The sequence below is a fragment of the Ruegeria sp. HKCCA5929 genome (assembly GCF_013034525.1).
Classification (GTDB): Bacteria; Pseudomonadota; Alphaproteobacteria; order Rhodobacterales; family Rhodobacteraceae; genus Ruegeria.
In genome coordinates this window covers 88,192-112,924 of the sequence record NZ_WQGE01000007.1, presented here as the reverse complement: position 1 = coordinate 112,924, position 24,733 = coordinate 88,192, and the positions used below count along the sequence as shown (strand labels likewise).

18 protein-coding genes are annotated in these 24,733 nt (G+C 58.4%); 11 read left to right on the top strand and 7 right to left on the bottom strand.

What is annotated here, in order from left to right:
• Window positions 1-42 precede the first annotated feature (42 nt).
• The 8 genes from GOV90_RS16625 to GOV90_RS16590 all read left to right on the top strand — a co-directional run bounded on the left by GOV90_RS16625 (window position 43) and on the right by GOV90_RS16590 (window position 10,922).
• Window positions 43-2,517, top strand: a complete 2,475-nt coding sequence (locus GOV90_RS16625; RefSeq protein ID WP_171095141.1) for a CoA transferase — start codon at window positions 43-45, stop codon at window positions 2,515-2,517.
• 9 nt (window positions 2,518-2,526) lie between these two features.
• The gene (locus GOV90_RS16620; RefSeq protein ID WP_171105465.1) at window positions 2,527-4,167 is read left to right on the top strand and encodes a N,N-dimethylformamidase beta subunit family domain-containing protein; all 1,641 of its coding nucleotides are present in this window, start codon (window positions 2,527-2,529) and stop codon (window positions 4,165-4,167) included.
• Between the two features lie 132 nt (window positions 4,168-4,299).
• On the top strand, window positions 4,300-4,575 hold the full coding sequence (locus GOV90_RS16615) for a PepSY domain-containing protein (protein ID WP_171095138.1): 276 nt from the start codon (window positions 4,300-4,302) through the stop codon (window positions 4,573-4,575).
• Window positions 4,576-4,631: 56 nt separating this feature from the next.
• Window positions 4,632-5,153: a helix-turn-helix transcriptional regulator gene (locus GOV90_RS16610; protein WP_171095136.1), complete on the top strand. Its 522-nt coding sequence runs from the start codon at window positions 4,632-4,634 to the stop codon at window positions 5,151-5,153.
• 222 nt (window positions 5,154-5,375) lie between these two features.
• Window positions 5,376-7,472 (top strand): hydantoinase/oxoprolinase family protein, encoded by a 2,097-nt coding sequence (locus GOV90_RS16605; protein ID WP_171095133.1) that lies wholly within the window; start codon window positions 5,376-5,378, stop codon window positions 7,470-7,472.
• Window positions 7,469-9,121 (top strand): hydantoinase B/oxoprolinase family protein, encoded by a 1,653-nt coding sequence (locus tag GOV90_RS16600; RefSeq protein WP_171095131.1) that lies wholly within the window; start codon window positions 7,469-7,471, stop codon window positions 9,119-9,121. The genes GOV90_RS16605 and GOV90_RS16600 overlap by 4 nt, the downstream gene beginning before the upstream one ends.
• The gene (locus GOV90_RS16595) at window positions 9,118-10,185 is read left to right on the top strand and encodes a histidinol-phosphate transaminase (RefSeq protein ID WP_171095130.1); all 1,068 of its coding nucleotides are present in this window, start codon (window positions 9,118-9,120) and stop codon (window positions 10,183-10,185) included. Before GOV90_RS16600 ends, GOV90_RS16595 begins: the two co-directional genes overlap by 4 nt.
• A complete protein-coding gene (locus tag GOV90_RS16590; RefSeq protein WP_171095128.1) occupies window positions 10,182-10,922 on the top strand; it encodes an Asp/Glu racemase in 741 nt (246 codons plus the stop codon). The genes GOV90_RS16595 and GOV90_RS16590 overlap by 4 nt, the downstream gene beginning before the upstream one ends.
• 32 nt (window positions 10,923-10,954) lie before the next feature.
• Here the strand turns inward: GOV90_RS16590 and GOV90_RS16585 are convergent, their stop codons facing one another.
• From GOV90_RS16585 to GOV90_RS16555, 7 genes are read right to left on the bottom strand one after another with little or no spacing between them, the layout of a single operon-like run.
• On the bottom strand, window positions 10,955-12,502 hold the full coding sequence (locus GOV90_RS16585; RefSeq protein ID WP_171095125.1) for a trimethylamine methyltransferase family protein: 1,548 nt from the start codon (window positions 12,500-12,502) through the stop codon (window positions 10,955-10,957).
• A 1-nt stretch (window position 12,503) separates the two neighbouring features.
• A complete protein-coding gene (locus GOV90_RS21395; protein ID WP_171095123.1) occupies window positions 12,504-13,469 on the bottom strand; it encodes a D-2-hydroxyacid dehydrogenase in 966 nt (321 codons plus the stop codon).
• Entirely contained in the window at window positions 13,466-14,017 is a 552-nt protein-coding gene (locus GOV90_RS16575; protein WP_171095121.1) for a hypothetical protein, read from the bottom strand. Before GOV90_RS16575 ends, GOV90_RS21395 begins: the two co-directional genes overlap by 4 nt.
• 2 nt (window positions 14,018-14,019) lie before the next feature.
• Complete coding sequence (locus tag GOV90_RS21345) at window positions 14,020-16,842, bottom strand: 2Fe-2S iron-sulfur cluster-binding protein (protein ID WP_171095119.1); 2,823 nt, start codon at window positions 16,840-16,842, stop codon at window positions 14,020-14,022.
• Complete coding sequence (locus tag GOV90_RS16565) at window positions 16,839-17,099, bottom strand: sarcosine oxidase subunit delta (protein WP_171095118.1); 261 nt, start codon at window positions 17,097-17,099, stop codon at window positions 16,839-16,841. Before GOV90_RS16565 ends, GOV90_RS21345 begins: the two co-directional genes overlap by 4 nt.
• Before the next feature lies 1 nt (window position 17,100).
• Window positions 17,101-18,342, bottom strand: a complete 1,242-nt coding sequence (locus tag GOV90_RS16560) for an FAD-dependent oxidoreductase (RefSeq protein WP_171095116.1) — start codon at window positions 18,340-18,342, stop codon at window positions 17,101-17,103.
• A gap of 15 nt (window positions 18,343-18,357) precedes the next feature.
• Window positions 18,358-19,710, bottom strand: coding sequence for an MmgE/PrpD family protein (locus tag GOV90_RS16555; protein WP_256367936.1), 1,353 nt, complete (start codon window positions 19,708-19,710; stop codon window positions 18,358-18,360).
• A 223-nt stretch (window positions 19,711-19,933) separates the two neighbouring features.
• Between GOV90_RS16555 and GOV90_RS16550 the strand changes: the two genes are divergently transcribed.
• From GOV90_RS16550 to GOV90_RS16540, 3 genes are all read left to right on the top strand, one after another.
• Window positions 19,934-20,830 (top strand): LysR substrate-binding domain-containing protein, encoded by an 897-nt coding sequence (locus GOV90_RS16550; RefSeq protein WP_171095111.1) that lies wholly within the window; start codon window positions 19,934-19,936, stop codon window positions 20,828-20,830.
• A 180-nt stretch (window positions 20,831-21,010) separates the two neighbouring features.
• On the top strand, window positions 21,011-22,261 hold the full coding sequence (locus GOV90_RS16545; protein ID WP_171095109.1) for an aminotransferase class V-fold PLP-dependent enzyme: 1,251 nt from the start codon (window positions 21,011-21,013) through the stop codon (window positions 22,259-22,261).
• 28 nt (window positions 22,262-22,289) lie between these two features.
• Window positions 22,290-24,707 carry an FAD-dependent oxidoreductase gene (locus GOV90_RS16540; protein WP_171095107.1) on the top strand — a complete coding sequence of 806 codons (2,418 nt, stop codon included), beginning with the start codon at window positions 22,290-22,292 and terminating at the stop codon, window positions 24,705-24,707.
• Window positions 24,708-24,733 lie beyond the last annotated feature (26 nt).

The following is a 24,733-nucleotide window of genomic DNA, read 5'->3' as shown; positions in this document are numbered from 1 at the left end:
CGGTGTGTTTTCTCATATCAGCCTGAAACAAAAGTGCCGCGCATGACATCAAGACCTCTCGACCATATCCGCGTTCTCGACTTTGGCCAGTATCTGGCTGGTCCTTTGGTTGGCATGATGCTGGCCGACATGGGGGCCGAGGTGATCCGTATCGATCCGCCCGGCGGACCGCGCTTAAAGGATCCGGCCACCGACATGCTGTCGCGGGGCAAGTCGGCCATTACCATCGACCTCAAGTCGGATGAGGGTTTGAAATTAGCGCGCGATCTGGTGGCAAGAGCCGACGTCGTGATCGAAAATTTCCGCCCCGGCGTGATGAGCCGCTTGGGACTTGGCCCGCAGGCGCTGCGTGATATCAATCCGCGCATCGTGTCTGTCTCATTGCCGGGGTTCGCCTCGAACGACCCGGCTCTTGCGAATGTACCGGCGTGGGAGGCGGTGATCGCTGCGCGCACAGGGCAGTTTACGGATATGGGGTTGAACCGGCGTTTGATGGGGATCAACCCGTCCTTTACGCCGCTCACCCTGGCATCGGCTTACGGAGCAGCCTTTGGGGCAATGGCGGTGCAATTTGCCCTAACGGCGCGCGACCGGAATGGGGGGGATCACATCGAAGTTCCTTTGGCCTCGGCCTTGCTGGAAGGGTTGGTTTATAATTGCGAGCAGATTGAGGATTATCCCGAACGCTACAAATCCCCTCGAGAGGTGGAGCTGGACCGACGCACGGCCGAAGGTTTGCCAATGGACCTGAGCTTTGCAGAACTGGAAGAGTTTCTGGATCCATTCTACCGAACCTATACCTGCGCTGATGGTCGAGGATTTTATGTGGTCGCAGGCAGTGTGAAAACACACCCCCTGCGCGTGCTGGAGGTTCTGGGTTTAGGGGCGTTGGCAGACGAATTGCCGGATTTTGATGCCTACTTGGACACAGCAGACTGGCCCGATGAATGGTCTTTGCGAAATTACCCGGTCGGCGCCAGAGACCGGACACGGGTATCTGCTGCAATGAAACAGGCGTTTCGAACCAAGCCTTCTCATGAATGGGAAGCCTTGTTCGGTGCCGCCAAAGCTCCTGCCACGGCACAGCGATTCACCAAGGAATGGCTGGCAGATCCGCACGCTTTGGCTTCGGGGCTGGTGGTTCAGGTGCAAGACCCGCGTCACGGCGACATGAAACAAATGGGCAATGTGGCTTGGCTTGCCGATGACGCCGGGGCGCTTGGCAAACAGCCGGGACCGGACCCGGACAATGCGCCCATTTCCGCTATCCTGGCCGAGTCACCGCGCAACGGGGTGGCGGGTGTGGAAGAAAGCGGCTGGCTTGAGGGGCTTAAAGTCCTGGACCTGACCAATGTCATCGCTGGTCCAACCATAGGCTCTACGTTGGCGCGCTACGGGGCTCAGGTTACCTCGGTTCAGCCGGTAGAGCCGTCGGTCGACCCGTGGAACACGGTTGTATTTGGTTTGCACGCCCATCGTGGCAAACGCAGCGTGTTGCTGAACCTCGGTTCAGAGCAGGGACAGCGCGCTTTGCGACGGCTCATCGAAGCGTCAGACGTCATAACGATGAACGGCACGGACGAACAGCGCGACGCCTTGGGCCTTGGACCAGAGCAGCTGGCCGCGATCAACCCACGGCTCATTTTGGTTCAACTGGATGCTTTCGGGGGTCCTGCACGCGGCCCCAAATCGGACCATTTGGGCTATGATGATCTGGCACAAGCCGCGACCGGGGTGATGGTGCGCTTTGGCGGAGGGATGGAGACACCGGAAGAACACGCGCATTTCGGCACGATCGACGTTCTGACCGGATATTGCGCCTGTGTTGCGCTGGGCGCGGCCCTTCTGAGGCTGCAGAAAACCGGCAAAGGCGGAATCGCCCGCGCGGCGCTGGCTGGGGCAGGGAACCTCATTCAAGCACAGCTGATGTATGATTTTGAAACCCGCGCCCATTTTGACGAACCCGCAGGGCGTTCGGCGTTGGGATGGGGCCCGTATTACCACTGTTACCGTGCCGCTGACGGCTGGCTTTTCTTCGCGGCACCAAAAGATCAACGAGACGCCTTGCGCCACGTTGACGAACTGGCAGATATTGCTGACATGCCGGAACCGCAGATGGCCAAAGCTCTGGCAGATCGGATTGCCACGCAACCCGCCGTATTTTGGCAGCAAGCTTTCACGGGCACGTCTTCAACTGTTATGCCTCTGGGTTCGCTGCACGACACACGTGATGCTGTTTTGCATCTCGAAAGCTCTGGTCAGGTTGATCTGACGCAGAATACGTTCAGGGTCATCCGGCATGATTTGCACCCTATGGGTCGTTGGTGTGATCTTGTTGCTCCGAACGCAGTTCGGCCTGAACGAGCTAGGATCGCAATCCCTGGACCGATGCCAAAGTACGGCGCGGACACACGATCAATCCTGAGCGAAGTCGGGTTTTCTGACGCGGAAATTGACGCAATGATCGCCAGCGGTTCGGCAGGTGAAAGCTGGTCAGACCGCTACCTGCCGGAGTGACACCAACCCATGACGCGTTCTGAGGACCAAGGCCCTGCCATCACCCCAAGAACCCGCGCCAAGGCGCGACATATTCTCGACCACTACTACATCGGGCCGTCCCGTGACGCGTCGGTTCTTGAGATATGGGGGTACACAGAGCGTATGACTTATGCGCCGGGCGAACTGTTGGCTCTGCGCGTTTCTACCACCGCTCGGGAGTGGGATCTGGAGATCGGGCGCGATGGTGCAACTTACGAGGTGATGCATCGCGAGAGCGGCTTGAAAGGTGTGCATCAGAGGACGCCCAAAGATTGCTCGGTCACCGGATGCGGGTGGGAGGTGACTTACGAGTTCAGGATACCGGACGACTGGCGTGAAGGCGGCTACCTGGTGACATTGCGTGCCGAACAAGATGGGGATCGGGTGGAAGAGCATCACTTGTTCCTGCTGCGGCGCGCGCCTGAAAAACCAGCAGCACCTTTTGTACTGATCTGCGCCACTGGGACATGGCTGGCCTACAATTGCTGGGGAGGGTCCAATCACTACGAAGGCATCACCGGACCCGAGGGCAAGTCGTTCTCTCCGGTGGTGTCGACACAACGGCCGTGGTCACGGGGATTTTGTAAGCTTCCTGCAGGTGCCCCGCGTGCTGTGCCGGATACACCGCATAAACCAGGAGATATGGTGCGCTACCCCTATATGGAATGGGCCTATTCCTATGGATATTCCAAGAAATACGCCTCGGCGGGATGGGCCAGCTACGAGCGTCATTTTGCGCGCTGGGCCGAAGCGGAAGGGTACGAGTTCGATTTCGCGACCCAGCATGATCTTGAGGCTGACCCGGACCTGTTGAAGGACTATCAATGCGCTGTTTTTGTGGGCCACGACGAATATTGGTCAGCCAATATGCGCCACGCTGTCGACAGCTTTACGGAAGGTGGCGGGCGTGTCGCCCGATTTGCTGGAAACTTCCTGTGGCAAACCCGGATCGAAGATCAGGGCCGAACCCAGGTTTGCTATAAATACACCGCAGATCTTGACCCTTTGGTGGCGAGCGACCGCGAACATCTCGTGACATCGGCGTGGGAGGTCTTTCCCGCTAACTGGCCTGGTGCCCGGACCTTTGGGGTTAACGGCTTGAAGGGCGTCTATGCAGGTCTGGGCCGATGTGTCGGGCAGGGAAGTGGCGGATTTACGGTCTATCGACCCGACCACTGGGCGTTTGAAGGCGCACAACTGGGATATGGTGACCAATTGGGCGCAGGAGCGCGTGTCTTCGGGTATGAAGTCGACGGTCTGGATTACAGAATGGACGACGGGCTGCCCTTTCCCACCGGCTTGGATGGCGCGGATTTGGGCGTACAGATCCTCGCACTCGGTCTGGCGACCAATATCGAGCCTGACCACGAAATCTGGGGCGAGACCTTGTATATCGGAAACTCAGATGCGGTGTTTAAAGCCGAAAGCATGTTTGGGGTTTGCACGGACGAGACACTGGATCGCAGCAGCCGGGGCAACGGGGCGGTCATCTATTGGCAACGTGGGCTTGGAGAGGTCTTTACCGCAGGCACGTGTGAATGGGTGATGGGCCTTGTTCGCCAAGATCGTCAGGTCGAACAGATCACGCGCAATGTACTGAATAGGTTTGGAAACTGTCAGCCGCTCTAACATTTTTCTGCATAAACCTTTGGCCTAAGCCGGTTGAATTCTGCCAAAAGTCCAATTTTGTTGAGCCAGCAAGCCGCACAGTTCAGGACAACCGCAATCTCGCGGTGACTGATATCCTTGAAAGGAATGCAAATGAACAAAATTGGCAAACTGGCAGTGCTGGCGGCTTTTGTGACACCCGGCTTGGCGTTGGCGCAAATCAACGTGAATGATGTGCTGGGATCCTCTGAGGGTGCAATTCGCGCGGCATTAGAAGCCAAGGGCTATTCCATCACAAAGTTCGAAGTCGAAGAGGACGAGATTGAAGTTTATGCGTCACTCGACGGCAAGACCTATGAGATCGAAGTTTCACCTGAAACCGGCGCCGTTCTGGAAATTGAGCTGGAAGACGACGAGGACGACAGCTGATATTAATGGGGTGTGTCCAGCTCCGGACGCACCCCGGACTGACCGAAAGCAAAATCATGACGCGTGCCACAGTTTTATGGTCCTTATTTGCAGTGCAGGCTAGCTGTAGCGCTTACTTCCTGTTGGACATTGTTTTGGACTTTTGGCCCAACTCCACGTTTTTTCTGGCGGAAAGTGATCTTGTCGAATTGTTCGTCACGGTTGCGCTGATTAGTGGGTTGGCGTTCACCACGGTCGAGCTGCGCAAAATGCTGAGCCGTCAGGCCAAGCTTGAGGATCAGATGAAAGTCGCCTCTGGCGCATTTGGCGAGGTGCTTGAAGCGCGGTTCCAGGCATGGTCGTTGACTCAGGCCGAACGGGACGTCGCCATTCTGGCGATAAAAGGATACGCGATCGCTGAAATCGCTGAAATTCGGGCGACAAAACAGGGCACGATCAAAGCGCAATGTGCGTCAATTTACCGAAAGGCCGGAGTATCGGGTCGATTGCAACTTTTAAGTCTTTTTGTTGATGACCTGCTTGCGGATGATCTGGTCTCTGTCCCCACTCATCAAACAGGCAAAGTGGGTTTGACCTGAAGTCTATTGGCGAGGTGGACAACATTGTGTCGCTTGAGGACAGTAATGTCGCAAACTCGCTAGTGGGATTTTGGTCAACGGGCCAAAAAACGGTATGACTCGTTTGTGTATCCCCAATCGTCTGGACCGCCGTGCAACCGGTTGTGATCTGGTGACACCGCGCCGGTAGCCGCCCTGCGGGGCGAACTACCTGCATGCTTTCAGACGACAACGGAATACCAAATGACTACCGCGCTACGCCTTGCCATCGATATTGGTGGCACCTTTACCGACACAGTTTTGGTCTCGGGGGATGAGACGATACTGGCGTCGACGAAAACCCTGACCACGCATAAAAACCCAGCCGAAGGCGCTATGGAAGGCGCTCAGCGCGTCATGACGCAGACCGGTCGGTCGCTAATGGAAGTTACCGGGTTTATTCATGGTACTACGCTTGCGACCAACGCGCTGATTGAACGGCGTGGGGCGGTTGTGGCAACGATCTGCACCGAAGGGTTCCGAGACATCCTCGATATCGGGTACGAGCGGCGCTATTCGCAATACGACATTAATCTTGAAAAGCCGGACCTTCTGGTGCCGCGTGAACGATCCTTCGTCATTCGCGAACGTATGTCGGCCGAAGGCGGGGTTCTGATCGATTTGGATGAGGCGCAGATTGAGCACCTGCTGATCGAGCTCGATGCCAGCGGTGCCGAGGCGGTGGCGATCTGCCTTATGCACTCTTACGCCAACCCCACCCACGAACAACGCTTGCGCGATCTTCTGGCTGAACACCGTCCCGATTTAACGGTTTCGATCTCGTCCGACGTCAGTCCCGAAGCGCGTGAGTTTGACCGGCTCTGCACCACCGTCGCAAACGCCTACATTCAACCGTTGATGGAATCTTATCTGTCCCGGTTCGTCGAACAGTTCGCGGCCGAGGGTGTAACTTGTCCGATCCTGATGATGACTGCGGGTGGTGGGATGTGCACCGTGGAAACTGCTGCACGGTTTCCAATCCGTCTGGTTGAATCCGGCCCTGCGGGCGGTGCCATTCTGGCTGCACGGATTGCGGCGCGGTCTGGGCTGGATCAGGTCCTGTCATTTGATGTCGGTGGCACCACAGCCAAGCTTTGCCTGATCGACAACGCGCGTCCTCAGACCTCCAGATCCTTTGAAATTGCACGTGCGGCACGGTTCATCAAAGGCTCGGGCATGCCGGTGCGTATCCCGGTGATTGAGATGATTGAAATCGGCGCTGGTGGTGGCTCGATAGCAGGTGTTGACCGTCTGGGCCGTCTGACCGTTGGCCCGAAATCTGCCGGGTCAGAGCCCGGGCCGGTGGCTTTCATGCGCGGCGGCACGGATCCAACCGTGACCGACAGCGACATCACGCTTGGCTATATCGTGCCAGATACGTTTGCCGAGGGGCATATTCAACTGGACCCCGAAGGCTCAAAGGCCGCACTGACGCGCGTGATTGGCGAGCAACTGGACTTGGATGCGGTCGGATCGGCGGACGGCGTCAGCCGGATCGTGGATGAAAGCATGGCCAGCGCCGGGCGTATGCATGCCGTTGAAAGCGGTAAGGATCTGGGGCCGCGCACGATGATAGCCTTTGGCGGCAACGGGCCGTTGCATGCAAGCCGCGTTGCACGCTCAGCCGGGGTGTCGTGTATCGTGATCCCACCCAATCCGGGTGTCGGTTCGGCGGTTGGCTTCCTGTTTGCGCCGGTGTCGTTCGAAATCGTCCGCTCACGCTATTCCTTGCTCGACAGTATGGATATGGATGGGGTGAACGCCCTTTTCGATACAATGATTGCCGAAGCAAAAGAGGTTGTTGCCAAAGGGGCAGGCGATGCACCGACCGAAAGCCAGCGCACTGCCTTTATGCGATATAACGGGCAGGGCCACGAGATCGAGATCCAGCTACCGGATCGTGCCCTGACGCGCGACGATATTGCGCCGCTGACCGCCGCCTTTGAAGAGGAATACAAAAAGCAATTCTCGCGCCCCGTGCCGGGGATGGAGATTGAGATTCTCAATTGGGCGGTTCGGGTCGCAACGCCGGACAGTTCTGTGCCGCCGGTGCCTCAAACACCGGACCTCACGGCGTTTGACGTCACTGATACGCGGCCCATCACTTGCGATGTGGATGGTGCTGCGAAAAACGCGGCCTTTGTGGCCCGTACCGACCTGAAACCCGGTGACCATGTACGCGGCCCGGCGCTGATCCATGAACCGCAAACCACCACGCTCGTATCTGCCGATTTCTCGGCGCACATGGATGCCATTGGCAACCTTGTCCTGGTCCAAGACCAGAAAGGAGGCGCTAAATGACTGCTGAACTTTCCCCCGCCCGTTTGCAAGTGATGTGGAACCGCCTGCTGGCCGTGGTAGAAGAGCAGGGCCAAACCCTGATCCGCGCGGCTTTTTCTCCCATTGTACGTGAATGTGGAGATATTTCCGCCGGTATCTTTGACGTCAATGGTCGGATGCTGGCCCAGGCCGTGACCGGCACGCCCGGCCATATCAACACAATGGCCGAAGCTGTTCTGCACTTGCGAGAGCGATTTGCGCTGCAGGACATGAAACCCGGCGACATCTACATGACCAATGATCCGTGGCTGGCCTCGGGGCACCTGAACGACTTCCTGCTGATGATGCCCGCGTTCAAGGATGGCAAAGTTGTTGGTTTTACCTCGTGCACCTCGCATCTGGTCGATCTGGGTGGTCTGGGGATGGGGCCAGAGGGGTCAGACATCTACGACGAAGGCCTGCTGATCCCACCCTGCAAACTGGTTGAGGAAGGCACGCCCAGCGCGCTGCTGATGGACATCATCCGCGCCAATTCGCGCGAGCCGATTGCCAACGAAGGCGACATCTACGCTCTGATCGCCTGTTGCGAGGCGGGCGTGAACCGTCTGGTGGCGATGATGGAAGAGTTCGGGATCGACGATCTGGACACGTTGGGCAGCTATATCATCGAAACCTCGCGCAAGGGCGCGCTGGAGGCCATCGCCGAGGTGCCAGAAGGCGTTTACAAGAACGTGCTGCGCATGGACGGATATGAGAATGAGCTGGAGTTGCACGCCACGCTGACTGTCACCAAGGTCGGGATGCATGTGGATTTTACCGGCACATCGGGTTGTTCGAAAAAAGGTATCAACGTCCCGTTGAACTATGCAACGGCCTATACGGTGTTTGCCTTGCGCTGCATCGTTGGCCCGGACATTCCGAACAATGCAGGCTCGCTGGAGCCGTTCACGGTGGATGGCCCCAAGGGCTGTATTCTGAATGCACAACGCCCTGTGCCGGTCGCCATGCGCCATACGCTGGGACAAGTGACCCCGGATCTGGTCTTGGGATGCCTGCATCAGGCGCTGCCGGATCAGGTTCCTGCCGAGGGTGCATCGTGCATGTTCGATTTGCCCATGCGCCACGCGCCAGAAGTTGCGGCCAATGGCGGGCGGGAATTTGCGATCGAACCAGTCCACAATGGTGGCACCGGCGCGCGACCCCACGCAGACGGATTGTCTGCAACCGCCTACCCCTCGGGCGTGTTTGGATCGCAGGTCGAGATCACAGAAAGCGTCGCACCAGTCGTGATGTGGCGGCGCGAACTGTTGCCGGATTCAGGAGGAGCAGGTAAATATCGCGGAGGGTTGGGACAAAGGATCGAAATGACCTCGTCCAACAACGCGCCTTTCATCGTTTTCCTTTCGGTCGAGCGTCTGAAGTTCCCAGCCTTGGGCCGAATGGGCGGCCAGCCCGGTGCCCCGGGGCGCATCCGGTTCCGCGATGGCAACGGTGACATTCCCGGCAAAGGAGAACTGCGAGTGGAAGGCGATGATTACCTGATCTTCGACACGCCGGGCGGTGGAGGCTTTGGCGATCCGTCAGAACGGGATCCAAAGGCCCTGGCGCTGGACCTCAAACGTGGTCTCGTGACCGAAGCAGGCGCGAAAGCATATGGAGGGACGTCATGATCCGCGCAGTCGAGCATGTCCGCCTGATGGCAGCTTACGCGCTGGCGGATCTGGGTGGGCCCGAAACCGTGTCTCTGGCCCAAAACGAAAGCGCCTTTCCAGCCAGTCCAGCGGCGGTTGCGGCAGGGCAGGCGGCGTTGGATCAAATGCCACTTTACCCCGATCCCGATTGGCCAGAGCTTCGCGCTGCAATTGCCGAAACCCATGGTGTCGCGGCCGGGAATATCCTGTGCGGTGCGGGCTCGATGGAGTTGATCGGATGCCTGATCCGGGCATTCGCCGGGCCGGGCGACCGGGTGCTGGGCACGGATTATGGCTATGCTTACGTTGCTTCTGCAACGGCGCAAGTGCAGGCCGACTACGTGAAAGCACGTGAGGTGGATTTGACCGTTTCGGTCGATGACATATTGGCCGCTATCACGCCTCAAACGCGGATTGCTTTTGTCTGTAACCCGGGCAACCCCACCGGGACTCTGATTCCGAATGCCGAAATTGTCCGCCTGCGCAATGCGTTACCGGCGGACGTGTTGTTGGTGGTCGACCAGGCCTATGCCGAGTTCGCCGATCGGGATCAAAAACCGGACGAAGTCTTCGCGCTGGTAGATCGCGGCGACACTGTGGTCATGCGAACCTTTTCCAAGGCCTATGGATTGGCGGGCGCGCGCGTGGGTTGGGGTCTGTTCCCCGACGCTATTGCCGGTGAGGTGCGGAAGCTGTTGAATCCGAACAACGTCTCGATCCCCTCGCAGGCAATGGCGACCGCAGCGATGCGGGATCAGGCTCACATGCTGGATACGGTTTCCAAAACCGCTGCCATTCGAGATCGGTTCGCCGATGGATGCCGCGCTCTGGGGCTGACGGTCGCGTCCAGCCATACGAATTTCGTGTTGATCCGTTTTGCGGACCTGGAGATGGCGCAAAAAGCAGATGATGCCCTGCGTGCCCAAGGGTTACTGATGCGCGGGATGGGGGGCTATGGATTGGGCGATTGTCTGCGCGCCACCATTTGTGAAGAACCCGTAATGGATCGGTGCCTGACCGTTTTGAAAGAGGTGACGTCATGACCCACGAAACCCGAACACGGGCCAAGATCGGTGTGCTGGTGCCGTTCACCAACACCAATCTTGAGGCAGACATGATGCTGATGCGCTGCCCGGACACGACGGTGCATTTTCAGCGCATGGGTGGATATGATGTGGATGAGATTCCAGGTTCGGACCAGATGGCTGGACTCGGCGCCTCGGACATCAGCCATGATCTGAAGATGATAGCAGGCGTGCGGCCTGATGCGGTGCTCTATGGCTGCACGTCCGCCACCCTGACACACGGCCCGTCATTTGATGAGCAATTGGCGCAGGACATCAAGGCAGGGTCCGGTGCACTATCTTTTACCGCCGCCGGATCATTGATCCAAGCAATCAAGTCTTTGGGCGTGACCAAAGTGGGGTTCTCGTCACCCTATCTGGGCGAGATCAACACGCAGGCGGTTGATTTTCTGGCGCAAAACCAGATCACAACAGTCAAATGCGCTGATATTGGTCGTGAGCTTGGGAATTACGGGCAGGGTGAACTAACCCCTGATGAGGTGTTCGATCTGGCCTGTCAGGCCGATCATCCCGAAGCCGAAGCCATCGTGCTCAGCTGTACCGACATGCGCGCGGTCGAGGCCGTAGACCGGATCGAAGCCACGCTGGGCAAACCCGTGGTGACGTCCAATCAGGCCATGATGTTTGCGCTGATGCGGGCTTTGGGCTTGCCCCGACAAGGAAACGTCCCGGGGCGCTTGTTCGATCTGTTGTAAACAAAGGCCGGGCTGATAACCTGGCCTTTTCTTTAGGGCTCGTCGGAACCGATTTCTTCTTTGCGCTTGGTAATATAAGCGTCCAACTCCTCGCGGATCGCTGGGTCCATTACCGGTTCTTCGTATTCGCGCAGCGCCTGCTGCCAGATTTCGGTAGCCCGGTTCAGCGCTGTCTTGGACCCCGCGGCTTCCCATGCGCCATGGTTTTGCCAGTCGGACAGCATGGGGGCATAAAACGCAGTTTCATAGCGCTCCATCGTGTGTTCAGCGCCAAAGAAATGGCCACCAGTGGGCACGTCTTTGATCGCGTCCAGCGCCAGTTCGCTTTCGTCGAACTTCAGTGGTTTCAGATACTCCATCATGTTTTGCAGGATTTCCACATCCATGACGAGCTTCTCATAAGACGCCGTCAGCCCACCTTCGAGCCAACCGGCTGCGTGATAGACCAGATTGGCCCCACCCAGCACAGCGCCCCAAGTTGCCATCATCGTCTCATAGGCTGCCTGTAAATCGACCACGTTCGAGGCGTTGGCGTTCGAAGTTCGGTAGGGAATGCCATAACGGCGGGTCAGCTGACCGCTGATCATATTGGCCTTGGTGTTTTCTGGCGTTCCAAAGGCGGGCGCCCCCGAGCGCATGTCCACGTTCGACGTGAACGCCCCGTACATCACCGGCGTGCCGGGATTGACCAATTGGGTCAGGGTCACACCAAACAGCGCTTCAGCATTTTGCTGGGCCAAAGCGGCGGGAAGGGTGACAGGGGTCATAGCGCCCATCAGGGTGAAGGGCGTGATCGTGACCGGCTGGCCATGTTCGGCCATGGCAATCAACCCGTCGCCCATCGCGTCGTCAAACAGGCGGGGCGAGTTCACGGAAATGATCGTAATCAGCCCAGGGTCGGCGCGCATCTGATCCAATGAGATACCCCGAGCGATGGCCATCATATTGATGCCATCCATCGCCCGCCCTCGGCCAATCGCTGTGGCGTGAAAACTGAGGTCGCTATAGCTGAGGTTCGCGTTGTAGGTATCCAGATGCCGATTATTGGCCGGCATTTCCTGCGGCGCGGTCACCTGATTGCCGATCAGGTGGATGGCGTTGAAGTGATGCGCCAGCTTGATGAAGTTGCAATAGTCTTCATAATTGCCCGAACGTCGCCCGTTGATGCAATCATGCACATTCGGCGGACCGGCCACGAGACCGAAATTGACGTGGTCGCCACCCAACGTAATCCGTTTGTCCGGGTTGCGGCCTGTCAGCGTAAAGGTCTTCGGAACGGTTTTCAGAGCCTCATTGACGATGCTTTCGTCGATGCGGATCGTCTTGGTGTCGCGGTCCACCAGGGCTCCGGCCTGTTCAAACAGGTTCATCACGTTGTCGCCCATGACACGAATACCTGCTTCAGACAGGATACGCATCGACGTGGCGTGAAGCTGATCCAGTTGCTCTTCGCTCAGCAATTCCATCTTGGGGGACGTGTTGATCACATCCTGCCAGGGCAACTGCCGGATGGCTGCGCTACCGCGATCGCTTTTGCCGCGTCGCCCGCCACCCCGGGTGCTACGTCTTTCTCGTGCCATGTCAGTATCCTCGTTCGGGGTTAACGATATTGGTCAGCGCTTCACCCTTGCGATAGCGCCAGAGGTTGTCAGAAAACATCTCGACCGATTTCAGGTCCCAACCTTCATAAACCGATGAGCAATGTGGGGTGATGATCACATTTTCGAAGCCCCAAAGCACATGGTCCGAAGGCAGTGGCTCGATGGTAAAGACATCAAGCGCCGCGCCTTTCAACGCGCCGGTTTCCAGCGCGTAAACCAGAGGGGCTTCATTTATCACACCGCCGCGCGAGACGTCGATGATCACGGCGCCGGGCTTCATGCCGGCAAATGCGCGGGCATTGACCAGACCTTTGGTACTGTCCAGCAGCGGGACACAGACGACGATGAAATCCGCACGCGCCCAAAGGTCGTGCAGATCGTCCATGCCATACACTTCATCTACGTTTGGGGTCTGTTTTGGACGGGCCCGTACACCGACCGTGGTCAAACCCATCGCCTTGCACCGCGCGGCGACGGCCATACCCGTCTGGCCGAGGCCGAGGATCAGTACCGTTTTGCCGTCAATTGGTTCAACTGTGCCCGACACCCATTCGCGACGGGTTTGAGCCGCGCGAAACCCAGGCAGGTCCAACGTAAAGTGGAACATTGCCCCCAGCACATATTGCGCCATCATGTCAGCGGCCACCCCGGCGGCGTTGGTCACGGTAAGGGTTTCAGGGTCCCAAGGATTCATATGGTCGGTGCCCGACCCGCCAACCGACACCCATTTGACGCTGGGCGCATCAATCAGTGCCTGGCGGGGAAAGCCGGGAGTGCCTGCAAAGCGAACGGAATAGACCACCTCAGCTTTGGTATCCGCGATCATCTGCGGCAAAGCCTTGTAGCTGTCGCAGGTGTGGATTTCCAAATCCGGGTGCCGCTGGGCCAGCACGGCCTTGGATGCAGCGGGGTTGTCTGTGTGAAGGATGGTGACAGGGGAATTCACAGTACAGCCTCTTTCTTGAACTCCTGAGCGGCGGTTTCAATGGCTTGGGCGAAAAAGGCAGTGGCGGAGATGTCGAACAGAACGCAGAATCCGTCCAACCCCTTATGATGCGCGCGCCACACAACCGCTTCTGTGTAACCGACGCGAGTTTGGGAGATCTGGCCTTCGGTGAATGTGTTTGCACGCAGGTCTACGGGGCAAATCTTGGCCATCAGATCATCAAGCCGCGGGCCGGACAGATGCATCCAGGCCCATGTTTCTTCGCGCCATGCATTATAACCTTTGGGCGCGTCTGCTGCCTGCCATGCGGCGCGCAGGTCGTCGACCCCTTCGATGACAACAAGATCATTGCCGCCAAGGCGTAGAACACCATCGCTCAATCGATTGATCTCGGGCAGATTATACCCTTGGGCGGCAAGCCAGTCGGCGCTGCCGCGGCCCTTCAGGCCAAAGCGCGGCAGAGCGGTCATGTCAGACAACGTGACTGGTCCTGACGCAAGGGCCACACCCTCGGCGGCCCCGCCCGGTTGCAACGGATAGATCTGCATCCTTACACCTCCTGCCGCGTGTTGTCCGGGTCAAAGAAGGCATGACCTTCGACCGGCACCTGAACCCGATTGCCATTGCGACACTTCACCGTGACAGGAGAGCCGATCTCGGCGTCGCGCCCGTCCACATAGGCCAACGCGATATGTTTACGCAGGGTAGGGGACCACAGAACCGAGGTTACATGCCCCACCGGCACTTCGTCGCGCAGAACCAGACAGCTTTCGTGCGGAACATCGCCCCCTTCAAAGCTGAGGCCCACCAGCTTGCGGGACAGCCCCTTGTTCCGGCGCATCTCGATGGAGCGTTTGCCGACGAAGAACGGTTTGGTCTTGGACACGGCCCAGTCAAAGCCCAGCTCGTCCGGCGAGGTCAGCGCGTCTGTATCCTGCCCAATCAGAATATGCCCTTTTTCCAGGCGTAAGATCCGGCTTGCCTCAAGGCCGTAAGGGCGCAGACCAACGGGTTCGCCCGCCGCCAAAATCGCATCCCATAGGGTTTTGGCGTAGCTTGAAGGGCAGTGAAGCTCATAGCTCAGCTCGCCGGTAAAGCCGATCCGCATGGCACATACCGGTATGCTCGACACCGAACCCGAGCGCCCGTCGAGATAGGCAAACCCGTCGCGCGAGAAGTCGATGTCGCTGTCCAGTGCTTCGACCACCTGACGCGCCTTTGGCCCGGTGATGTTGAACCCGGAGAAAGCAGAAGTGACATTCAGCACGTCCACATCCAGCCGCCATTGCGCGTTCCAGAACAGCATATCCGTATAGACGCGGGCCACAGCACCGGTGGTGGCTGTGACATAGTACATGTCTTCAGCCAGACGATAGGCGACGCCATCATCTATCACGGTGCCCATTTCATTTGTCATTAGACAATACCGGCATCTTCCGACGGGCTGTTTTTTATAGGCCATCGTATAGATACGGTTGAGGAATTCGCCCGCATCCGGGCCGCGCACTTCCAACCCGCCAAGGGTCGAGACATCCAGCATGCCGACACCTTCGCGCACCGCTTTGACTTCTTCTTCGATCAGCCGGTTGGCATCGGCTTTAGGCCCGTAGAAATAGGGCCGCCACCACGCGCCGACCGGTCGCATATCAGCGTTAAGGCGAAGGTGCTCCTGATGCAACGCGCTGCGCCGCTGCGCGGGATGGTGATGCCCGGACAATACCCCCAGCGTTTCCGGCGCAAAAGGGGGCCGCGCCGTGGTCACGCCGGTCTCGGCAATACTGCGACTGGTGGCGTCGGCCACAACCCGCGCCGTTGCCACAGCGGAATGGCGGCCCTGTGATGGCCCCATGCCCACCGTGGTAAACCGCTTGATCAGCTCCAACTCGCGATAGCCCTCTTTCGCAGCATTTTGCAGGTCTTTGACTTGAATATCCTCGTCACGGTCGATGAAATCCTTGCCTTTGGGGTGCGGGGTGATGTTGGGCTCGAAATTGGCCAATTCAGCTTCAGGGTCGGCGATCTGGGCTATCTTTTCATGCGGCAGACCCAGCCGAGCCAGCGCCGCATGGCTCGCGATGCGGGCATCATTGATCACCACATCCGCAGCGACCGGTCCGTTGATGCTGCCTGCGGTTCCCAGTGGGCCATTGGGCAAAGCCAGAGAGAAGCGGGCGATCGCGTCATCGTAGCTGAGTTTTGCGCCAGCCTGACAAGGCAACTGCCAACTGGGCGCTGACCCGACCGAGACCACCACCAGATCGCAGTCGATCCGCTGACCGGCGACTGTGATGCCGGTGACATGGGTTTTACCTTGCGCCTCAGTGATATCGCCTGCAATGGTCTGGACGCCCTGTAACGCTTTGCCCGAGCCGCCATCGCGCGGGTCAACAATTGCGGCCAGTTCGACCCCCGCGTCCCGCAAGTCCTGCGCGACGCGATAGCCTTCGGGATTGGCGGCCAGAACCACCGCACGCTGACCGGGTTTGACCGCATAGTGCCGCATAAGGCGTTGCGCGGCTGAACCCAGAATGATGCCGGGCAGGTCATTGTTGCGGAACACAGCGGGCTGTTCGATGCAGCCGGTTGCCAGAATGACCTCTCGCGCGCGGGTTTTGAACAGTTTGTTGCCTCGGATCAACGGCAACCAGTTATCCTCGTACCAGCCATTCACAATCGTTGAGGTCATGATCCGGAGGTTGGCCAATTTATCTGCGCGCTCTGTCAGGTCTGCCAGCCGGTCCGCGCCGTCGCGGCGGTAAGTTAACGCACCACCCAGATCCGGCTCCATCTCGGCCAGGATCACATCCGCGCCTGCCTCAGCGGCTTCAATCGCTGCAGTCAGTCCCGCCAGACCGCCACCCACGACCAGCAGGTCGCAGAACAGGTTTGCTTTTTCGAAGTCCTTATGTTCGGCGTTTGTGTCGAGCACACCCAGACCCGCCTTCTTGCGGATCAATGGCTCCCAGAGCTTTAACCAACTATTACGCGTGGGGCCCATGAAGGTGCGGTAATAGAAGCCCACGGGCATGAAACGGCCCAGCTTGTCGAGAAACGCATCCCGGTCCCGCGCGAGCGAGCCATTAACGTTTTGTGCCGTGACCGTCAGCCCTTCGGTGATCGGGTGGCGGTCCGCCTGCACGTTGGGGTCCGAGGGCAACTGCACAAGCGTGTCCGCCTCTGATCCGGCCATTGACATCAAACCGCGCGGGCGGTGGTACTTGAAACTGCGCGACAGCATCCACTGGCCGTTCACGGCCAGCGCCGAAGCGATCACGTCGCCATCAAACCCGCTAAAGCTTTGGCCTTCAAAGGTAAACCGCACCGGGGTGTCGCGCCGAATGCGCGTGCCATAAGGTTCGGGCAGGCGGGTCATTGAGCGATCTCCGATGCGTCGAATGTGCGGATCACCTCGTTGGTCGTCGCGTTGCGCTCGGCCAGAAAGAAATAGTTGGACGGTACGTGCCGCCACCACTCGGTGATCACTCCGGTTGTATTGTCTGCACGGAACAAATGCCGCGCCCAATCCTGGTCCGAGGTTGTGGCGGGATCGGGGTCGGATTTCACAGGGCCAAAGCACTGGAATTCGTTGATATTGCGGGGGCCGTTCATCGGGCAGGTCAGAATCTTCATGTCAGTGACTCGCGGCGGTTGCGCCCATTTCGTTGAGCAGATCGAATGTAGCGAAGCGTTCCATGGTGAAGGGTTCGAGGATCGGCGCGACCTTTTGGTTGGCGATTGTCTGGGCCATGTACTTCCCGGCCACGGGCGTCGCCTTGAACCCCCACGTGCCCCAGCCGCAATCCAGCCAAAGGTTCGCCAGCGGGCTGGCCCCCATGATGGGCGAATAATCGGGCGTCATATCGGTGATCCCGGCCCATTGCCGCAGCAGACGCACACCTTGCAGGAAGGGGAACAGATGCACTGCGCCTTCGGCCAGATGCTCTTTCATATCCAGCGTCGAGCGGGTGGAATACATCTGATACGGGTCCGAGCCGCCGCCAATCACGATCTCACCGCGCGAAGATTGCACCAGATAGGTGTGCAGGCTGACCGAGCTGACCAGCGTGTGCAGCCAGGGTTTCAGCGGCTGTGTCACCATGGCCTGCAAGGGAAAACAGCGGATCGGCAGCTCAACGCCTGCCTTCAGGGCCATATCGTAATTCATACCGCCCACGGCAATCATCACCTGACCGGCAGAGATGTTCCCCCGGTTGGTGCGGACCTTGGTGATCTTGCCGCCGTCGATGTCGAAGCCTTCGACCTCGGTGCGCTGGTGGATTTCCACGCCCCGACGGCTGGCCTGCGCCGCATAGCCCCAAGCCACCGCGTCATGCCGCGCTGTGCCGCCATCGGCGTGCCATAGCCCGCCCATGATCTCAAGCGGGCCGCCTTGGTCCATGTTCAGATGCGGGCTGAGTTCTTTTACGGTTTGCGCATCCACCACTTCGATATTGGTGCCCGCGTGCTTGCCCATCTCGGCGCGCAGGTGGAAACTGCGCAAGGTGGCTTCGGTATGGGCCAAAGTCAGCTGACCGCGCTGGCTGAACATCACGTTGAAGTCCAGCTCTTCGCTCATCTCCTCATAAAGCTGAACGCCTTCCTTGTAGAATGCGATGCCCTCTTTGGTGATATAGTTCGAGCGGATTGTTGTGGTGTTCCGGGCGGTATTGCCACCGGCCAGATAGCCTTTTTCTAGAACGGCGACGTTTGAGATGCCGTGATACTTGGACAGGTAGTGTGCGCAGGCCAAACCGTGGCCCCCGCCGCCCACGATCACCACGTCATAGTTGGGCTTTAGATCGGGCGTCGCCGGGATGTCACCGGTCACGGGATAGGTCGATGACAACCCGTATTTCAGGAGCGTAAATGGCATTCCAGAAAGCCCCGCCTACGCTTTTGGCGCGTCATAGAGCAGCGCTGAAAGGTCCGAGAACCTGGAACCCGGCTGGCACAGCCCCCATACGGCATCGCGGATGGCAGCGGCGCGGGTGTCTCCCAGCGAGGGGGCCGCAAACTCCATGAATTTTTCGTCCACTTCCGCGTCATTCATCGGCGCCTCGGGCCCACCCCGGGCGTGAACGTCGCCAGAGTCCAGAATGCGGCCGTCTTTCAACGTTATGGAAACATCAGCAATGCGGCTTTTCGGGAAGCGCGCCGAATGGCGTTCGGTTTCAAAAACGGAAACGCGGTCTACAATCGACGCAACAAGAGGGTCTGACAATCCGGACCCTGTTATATGTTCGACCCCTATCCGCCCATACGCGGCCATGGTGGCGACCGCAAACGGCAGGGAGTATTGCGCCTTTGACGTGTCGTCCGGCATTCCCTGAAACAAACAAGCACTTTCGCGGAACGTGTTGACGCGGATTGATGCGATGTCCTTGTGCGTAATGTCATGATCCCGCATCAGGGCGCGTGTGGCGTCGATTGCAGCGTGCGCCCAGCGGCAGATCGGATAAGGCTTCACGTATTGATGCTCCATCTGCCAGAACTGACCCAAATCCTGCCAATATGGCGCGACCTCGTCAGCTTCGACGGTGATGGCAGGGGCGCCAGTAAATCCTTTTTCGGCCAGTAGGGTCGACGAGAGCCCGACCAACGCACCCCAGCCCGAGCCGTCATGCAGCATTGTGGGATTGGCGATTTCGCGCATCATCTGGCTGCGGGGTCCGTGATACTCGGCGATCCCCATGGCCTGCCGCATCTGATCTTGGTTCATTCCACGCAACCGCGCCGCGACAGCCACCACCCCCAACGCGTTCCAAGCGCCTGAGGTATGGTAGTCGCTGACAGTGTTGTGCAGTGAAATACCGGCGCGCCCTGCAACTTCGTAGCCGATGGTCACGGCGCTGAGTGCCTCGGGGCCAGGAATTTCCCCTATCGTTTCCGCGACTGCTGCCAGCGCGGGAACGACCGCCACCCCGATATGGCCTTTGGTCGGGTTGTAGCCGTCATGCCCGTCCAGGTTGTCAGTTTGTGTAGCAGCGGCAAAAGCCGCCCCAGCGGCGCTGACCCGACGCCCATCAAACATCATACGTGCGCTGAATGTTTCGTCACCGGCGCCGTACAAGGCAAGTGCGCTTTCGCGCGCGATCACCCCTGCTGTCATGGGGCCTGAGCCGATTGTGATGCCCAGCGTGTCCAACGTCATTCTGGCTGCGGCGCTCAGCGTCGAGTCCGGGATATCTCCGGCAGTCGTTTCAAGGGTAAAGCTTGCTATTTTGTGAAATCTGTCTGCCACGGGCTGCCTGCTTGCGTTTGAAGTCTGGATACCGGTCTCAGCTCGCATGGTAGGCTTAATTGTGTCCGGCGGCACGAAAACAATCTTTGGGCTATGGCACCGGAATTTTTGTGGGTCCGCTGGCGGCCATGTCGCTTGCGTAACAGTGTTTATGTCGCAAAAGAACAAGAGGAGGTGCCGGTCACGCCATACTCGACATATATACCGCACCGGATCACTGCACATGATGAACCTGCCGCACCTGTCTTTTCTGCGCTCCTTCGAGGCTGCTGCCCGCCATCTGAGCTTTACAAGTGCTGCAGAAGAGTTGAACTGCACGCAATCCGCCGTCAGCAATCACGTCCGGTCGCTTGAGGAGTTTCTCAAACGACCGCTCTTTGTGCGCCACCCACGGTCTCTGTCACTCACCGATGTGGGCAAAGCGTATCTGCCTTCAGTGCGCCATGCGTTGCAGGAAATTGACGTAGCCACTCAGTCACTTGTACTTAGACCGCATACCCGAACTGTGGTCGTCTCCTGTCCTGTTAGCCTCGCCGCAAACTGGCTGCCCGACGTCATTCGAGGATTTTCCGAAAATCACCCGGATATTTCCGTGACTGTCCACGGGACCATCTGGACGGATGTGGACCCCAACGTTTCGGACATTTCGATCACGATCAATCATAGGGATGATGCATCTGAAAGCCTGACGCGTTTGTGGGCGGAAAAGCTGACGGTGGTCTGTGCGCCGGGCTATACCGTCGGTGATCAACCTTTGACCGACCCACAGCAATTACACGACGCGCAACTGATCCATATTCTGGGTCGCTCGGCGTATTGGGAAAAAGTGGCTGCAAATTTTGGGCTAGAGGATCTGGACCAGAAAGAAGGCCCAAGAAGCAACAGTTCGAACCTGGCGCTGGAACTGGCGGCAAAATCCCTGGGATGTGTGGCTTTGCCGAAATCGCTGGCGCGGCCTTATGTCGAACGCGGGCTTCTGATCGAGCCATTTGCCCTGAACCTCGACAGCCCATGGGCGTATTATGCCAATCTGCGCGAGGCGAATGCCACGCCAGCAGTTCGACTGTTTCAAAACTGGTTATTGAAAGTCGCGGCTGAAACGGAGGGTCAGATTGGTTAATCTGTCCATTCCTTGCTGTGCGTTCGATTCCCCGACCGCACCCCAGCCAGCCAATCGGTGTTTGCCTTTGGTGCAGAAAATTCGACTGCATTGCATCCGTTTTTTTTGCATGTCCTGCAGGTGGAACCGTCATAGGGTCCGCGACATACAGTGCACCATCAACACAAAGCATCGCATGTCATGAGCCAGATATCAGAAAGCCTGCTAGAGCAGATCCGCAACCAGTTTGCCCAGATCGACCATTGCCCCGAACAGGGTGAGCGCATTTTTTTCGAAAATGCAGGCGGCGCGCTGACCCTGAATTCGGTTCTGGACAGTTCTGTGCGTTACGCGGCGATCCCGGATAATCAGGGGCGCGACAACCCGGGGTCGCATGCGCTTGTTGATACCATCAATGCCGCAAAAGCCGATATGCGAGATTTCATGAATGCACCCGGCGGGCAGTTCTTTGTTGGGGAAAGCGGCACTGAATTGCTGTTTCGGTTGATCATGAACGCCTGTCTGGGCACAGGTTCAGGTGTCGTACTGGGATCGACGCTGGAACATCCTGCCACGCGTTCGGCTTGCGATCGCTGGGCACGTATTGCCGGGCAGGAACATGTGTTGATACCGCATGATGATGAGACGGGGCTTGTGACGGCCGATGCCTATGCAGCAGCCGTCACCCCAAACACCAAAGTGGCAACGATTCTGCACACGTCGCCGGTGACAGGGATGGGCGTGGATGTGGCCGCCGTATCTAAGGTTATCCGTGCCGTAGCACCCGACTGTTTCATTATCGTCGATGGCATCCAGCACGCGGCGCATGGTCGGATCGACCTGACCGCATATGACGTCGATGGATACGTTATCTCACCCTATAAGGTGTTTTCGCGTCATGGATATGGTGTTGCCTGGATATCCGACCGATTGACCGCGTTGGACCACAACGCTCTTTTGGATGGCCCTGCGGAAAATTGGGAAATGGGGACCCGCGACACCGGGGCTTATGCCACCATGTCCGATGTTGTGTCTTATTTTGAGTGGTTGGGTGGTCAGGTCAGCGATGCCAGCGACCGGCGTGGCAAGTTCCTGGCGGCGGGTGATGCCATCCATGCGCAGGAGAAAGCGCTGACCGATGCGATGATCCAAGGCACTGGCAACCTGAGCGGCCTGGCCGAGATGGAGAAAGTCACCATTCTGGGTGGGGTCGACAACCCGGCGCGCGAAGGCTTGGTCTCGCTGCGTGTTGAGGGCGTGGCCTCTGTCGATGTGGTGAAACGACTGAACGATCAGGGCATTCGTACCCATCTGCGCAAAGCAGATCACTATTCAGGGAATATTCTCACCCCGTTGGGCTACGACTCGTGCGTGCGGGTCTCGATGTGTCACTACAACTCAACTGGCGAGGTCGCTCAATTCCTTGCCGCTATGAAAGAAATCGCCGCCTGAGCCGCGTCATATCTAGGGAAACAGATCCATGAAAACCCACGCACAAGCTGTTGTCATCGGTGGCGGTCTCGCCGGTACGTCGATTTTGTATCACCTTGCCAAACTCGGCTGGACGGACTCGATCCTGCTGGAGCGCGATGAACTGACCAGTGGCTCGACCTGGCACGCGGCGGCCAATATTCACGGGCTGCACGACAACAACAACATCACGCGAATCCAGCACTATACGATGAACCTGTATAAAGAGCTGGAGAAGGAAACCGGCCAAAGCTGCGGCGTGTTCCAGCCGGGCTCGCTGTACTTGGCGCAAACCGAAGAACGCGAGCAGCAATTGCGCCTGCAAGAGGCCAAAGCGCGTTTTTACGGCCTGAACTTTCACGAGGTCAGCCGCGAAGAAGCGAAAGAGCTTCACCCGCTGGCACAGTTCGATGACATCCGTTGCATCATGTACGAACCCGATGGCGGCAATGTGGACCCTTCGGGCGTGCCCCATGCTTATGCTGCCGGGGCGCGTGCCATGGGCGCAACAATCGAACGTTTCTGCCCCGTAACAGGGACCGAGCAGCAACCGGACGGAAGCTGGATTGTTCGGACACCAAAAGGCGATATCCACACACAATGGGTGGTTAATGCATCTGGTCTTTGGGGGCGCGAAGTGGCGGCTCTGGCAGGGTTGACGCTGCCGCTGCAACCGACCGAACATCAGTATTTCGTGACCGAAACCATCGATGAAGTCGCCAATCTGGGCCGTCGCTTACCTTCGATCGCCGACCGGGACGGCGAGTATTACTTCCGGCAGGAAGGCAACGGGCTTCTTATTGGTGCCTATGAAAAGGATATGAAGTTCTGGGCCGAAGAGGGCACACCGTTGGATTTTGCCCACGATCTGTTCCCTGACGATTTGGACCGGATCATGGAAAACGTGATCCGCGCGACCGAACGCGTGCCGGTTGCAGCAACAGCCGGGGTCAAGCGGGTGATCAACGGGCCGATGATCTGGTCGCCCGATGCCAACATGCTGTGGGGGCCTGTGCCAGAGTTGAAGAATTATTTCCTCTGTGGCGGTCTGATCCCGGGCTTTTCGCAATCAGGTGGGTTGGGCTTGCTGGCAGCGCAGTGGATGATCGAGGGCGAGCCGCAATATGACATGTTCGCTTGGGATCTGGCACGGTTTGGTGACTGGGCCGACAAGAAATTCACCAAAGCGCGGGTGGAAGACGCCTATACGCACCGTTTCAAGATCCACTTCCCCAATGAAGAACGCAGCGCTGGCCGTCCGGCCCGTGTGCGCCCGGCCTTTGAGATGCAAAAACAGATGGGCTGTGTCTTTGGTCTGAACTGCGGTTGGGAACACCCGCTGTGGTTCGCGGATGAACCCGGCACCGAAGAGACAACCGGTTTTACCCGCCAAAATTGGTTCGATCCGGTTGGTCGCGAGGTGCAGATGCTGCGTGAAAGCGTGGGCGTTATCGACATCTCGAACTTTGCGAACTACGTGATCAAGGGACCGGGTGCTTACGACTGGCTGGACCGTCTAGTGGCCAACCGTGTGCCAACCGAAGTCGGGCGCAGTTGCCTGACGCCTCTGATCTCGGTTCGCGGTGGCGTAGCTGGGGACTTCACCATTACCAAGCTGGCCGAAGACGAATACATGATGATCGGATCGGGTATGGCCGAGCGCTATCATCAACGCTTTTTCCAAATGGTCGAGATGCCCGAAGGCACCACTTTGGAGGTCGCGACAGACCGTATTTCCGGGTTCAACGTCGCAGGTCCGAAATCGCGTGAGGCTTTGGCACGTCTGACCAATGCCGATCTATCCAACGAAGCATTCCGTTTCATGCGATCCCAGAAAATCACCGTTGCAGGTGTGGACTGTGTGGCCATCCGCGTCAGTTTTACAGGTGATCTGGGTTGGGAGCTGCACTGCGCCGAGGCAGATCAGGTCGCGCTTTACACCGCATTGCTTGAGGCCGCCAAAGACTGCGGCGGCGGCCCCGTTGGCGGACGTGCGCTGGGGTCGTTGCGCATCGAAAAGGGCTATGGATCCTGGGGTCGGGAATACAGCCAGGAATACTGGCCGCAAGAGGTTGGGCTGACCGGTCTGATCAAGCTCGACAAGGATTTCCTCCACAAGGACGCCTACCTTTCCGTAAAGGACAACGCCCCACGAGAAGTTCTGACGGTCTTCGAACTGGACGTGACCGAGGACGCAGATGCCACCGGCAGTGAGCCGATTTTTACACCCGACGGCACGCCTGTTGGCCGGGTCACATCCGGGGCGTATGGCTATTCGGTCGGGAAATCACTGGCCATTGGCTTCCGCAACCCCGAAGTGGCGCAACCCGGAGATGAGGTGGTGATTCAGGTGATTGGCAAGGCGCACAAAGGGCGTGTTCTGTCAGAGGCGCCGTTTGACCCCATGGGCAGCAGACTGCGAAGCTAAGCCTTACATAGGCTTAGAAGGACGCG

What these genes read in the sequence shown, in the direction of transcription:
- GOV90_RS16625 (WP_171095141.1), top strand. Translation starts at nt 43, where the DNA reads ATGACATCAAGACCTCTCGACCATATCCGCGTTCTCGACTTTGGCCAG.
- GOV90_RS16620 (WP_171105465.1), top strand. Translation starts at nt 2,527, where the DNA reads ATGACGCGTTCTGAGGACCAAGGCCCTGCCATCACCCCAAGAACCCGC.
- GOV90_RS16615 (WP_171095138.1), top strand. Translation starts at nt 4,300, where the DNA reads ATGAACAAAATTGGCAAACTGGCAGTGCTGGCGGCTTTTGTGACACCC.
- GOV90_RS16610 (WP_171095136.1), top strand. Translation starts at nt 4,632, where the DNA reads ATGACGCGTGCCACAGTTTTATGGTCCTTATTTGCAGTGCAGGCTAGC.
- GOV90_RS16605 (WP_171095133.1), top strand. Translation starts at nt 5,376, where the DNA reads ATGACTACCGCGCTACGCCTTGCCATCGATATTGGTGGCACCTTTACC.
- GOV90_RS16600 (WP_171095131.1), top strand. Translation starts at nt 7,469, where the DNA reads ATGACTGCTGAACTTTCCCCCGCCCGTTTGCAAGTGATGTGGAACCGC.
- GOV90_RS16595 (WP_171095130.1), top strand. Translation starts at nt 9,118, where the DNA reads ATGATCCGCGCAGTCGAGCATGTCCGCCTGATGGCAGCTTACGCGCTG.
- GOV90_RS16590 (WP_171095128.1), top strand. Translation starts at nt 10,182, where the DNA reads ATGACCCACGAAACCCGAACACGGGCCAAGATCGGTGTGCTGGTGCCG.
- GOV90_RS16585 (WP_171095125.1), bottom strand. Translation starts at nt 12,502, where the DNA reads ATGGCACGAGAAAGACGTAGCACCCGGGGTGGCGGGCGACGCGGCAAA.
- GOV90_RS16575 (WP_171095121.1), bottom strand. Translation starts at nt 14,017, where the DNA reads ATGCAGATCTATCCGTTGCAACCGGGCGGGGCCGCCGAGGGTGTGGCC.
- GOV90_RS21345 (WP_171095119.1), bottom strand. Translation starts at nt 16,842, where the DNA reads ATGACCCGCCTGCCCGAACCTTATGGCACGCGCATTCGGCGCGACACC.
- GOV90_RS16565 (WP_171095118.1), bottom strand. Translation starts at nt 17,099, where the DNA reads ATGAAGATTCTGACCTGCCCGATGAACGGCCCCCGCAATATCAACGAA.
- GOV90_RS16560 (WP_171095116.1), bottom strand. Translation starts at nt 18,342, where the DNA reads ATGCCATTTACGCTCCTGAAATACGGGTTGTCATCGACCTATCCCGTG.
- GOV90_RS16550 (WP_171095111.1), top strand. Translation starts at nt 19,934, where the DNA reads ATGATGAACCTGCCGCACCTGTCTTTTCTGCGCTCCTTCGAGGCTGCT.
- GOV90_RS16545 (WP_171095109.1), top strand. Translation starts at nt 21,011, where the DNA reads ATGAGCCAGATATCAGAAAGCCTGCTAGAGCAGATCCGCAACCAGTTT.
- GOV90_RS16540 (WP_171095107.1), top strand. Translation starts at nt 22,290, where the DNA reads ATGAAAACCCACGCACAAGCTGTTGTCATCGGTGGCGGTCTCGCCGGT.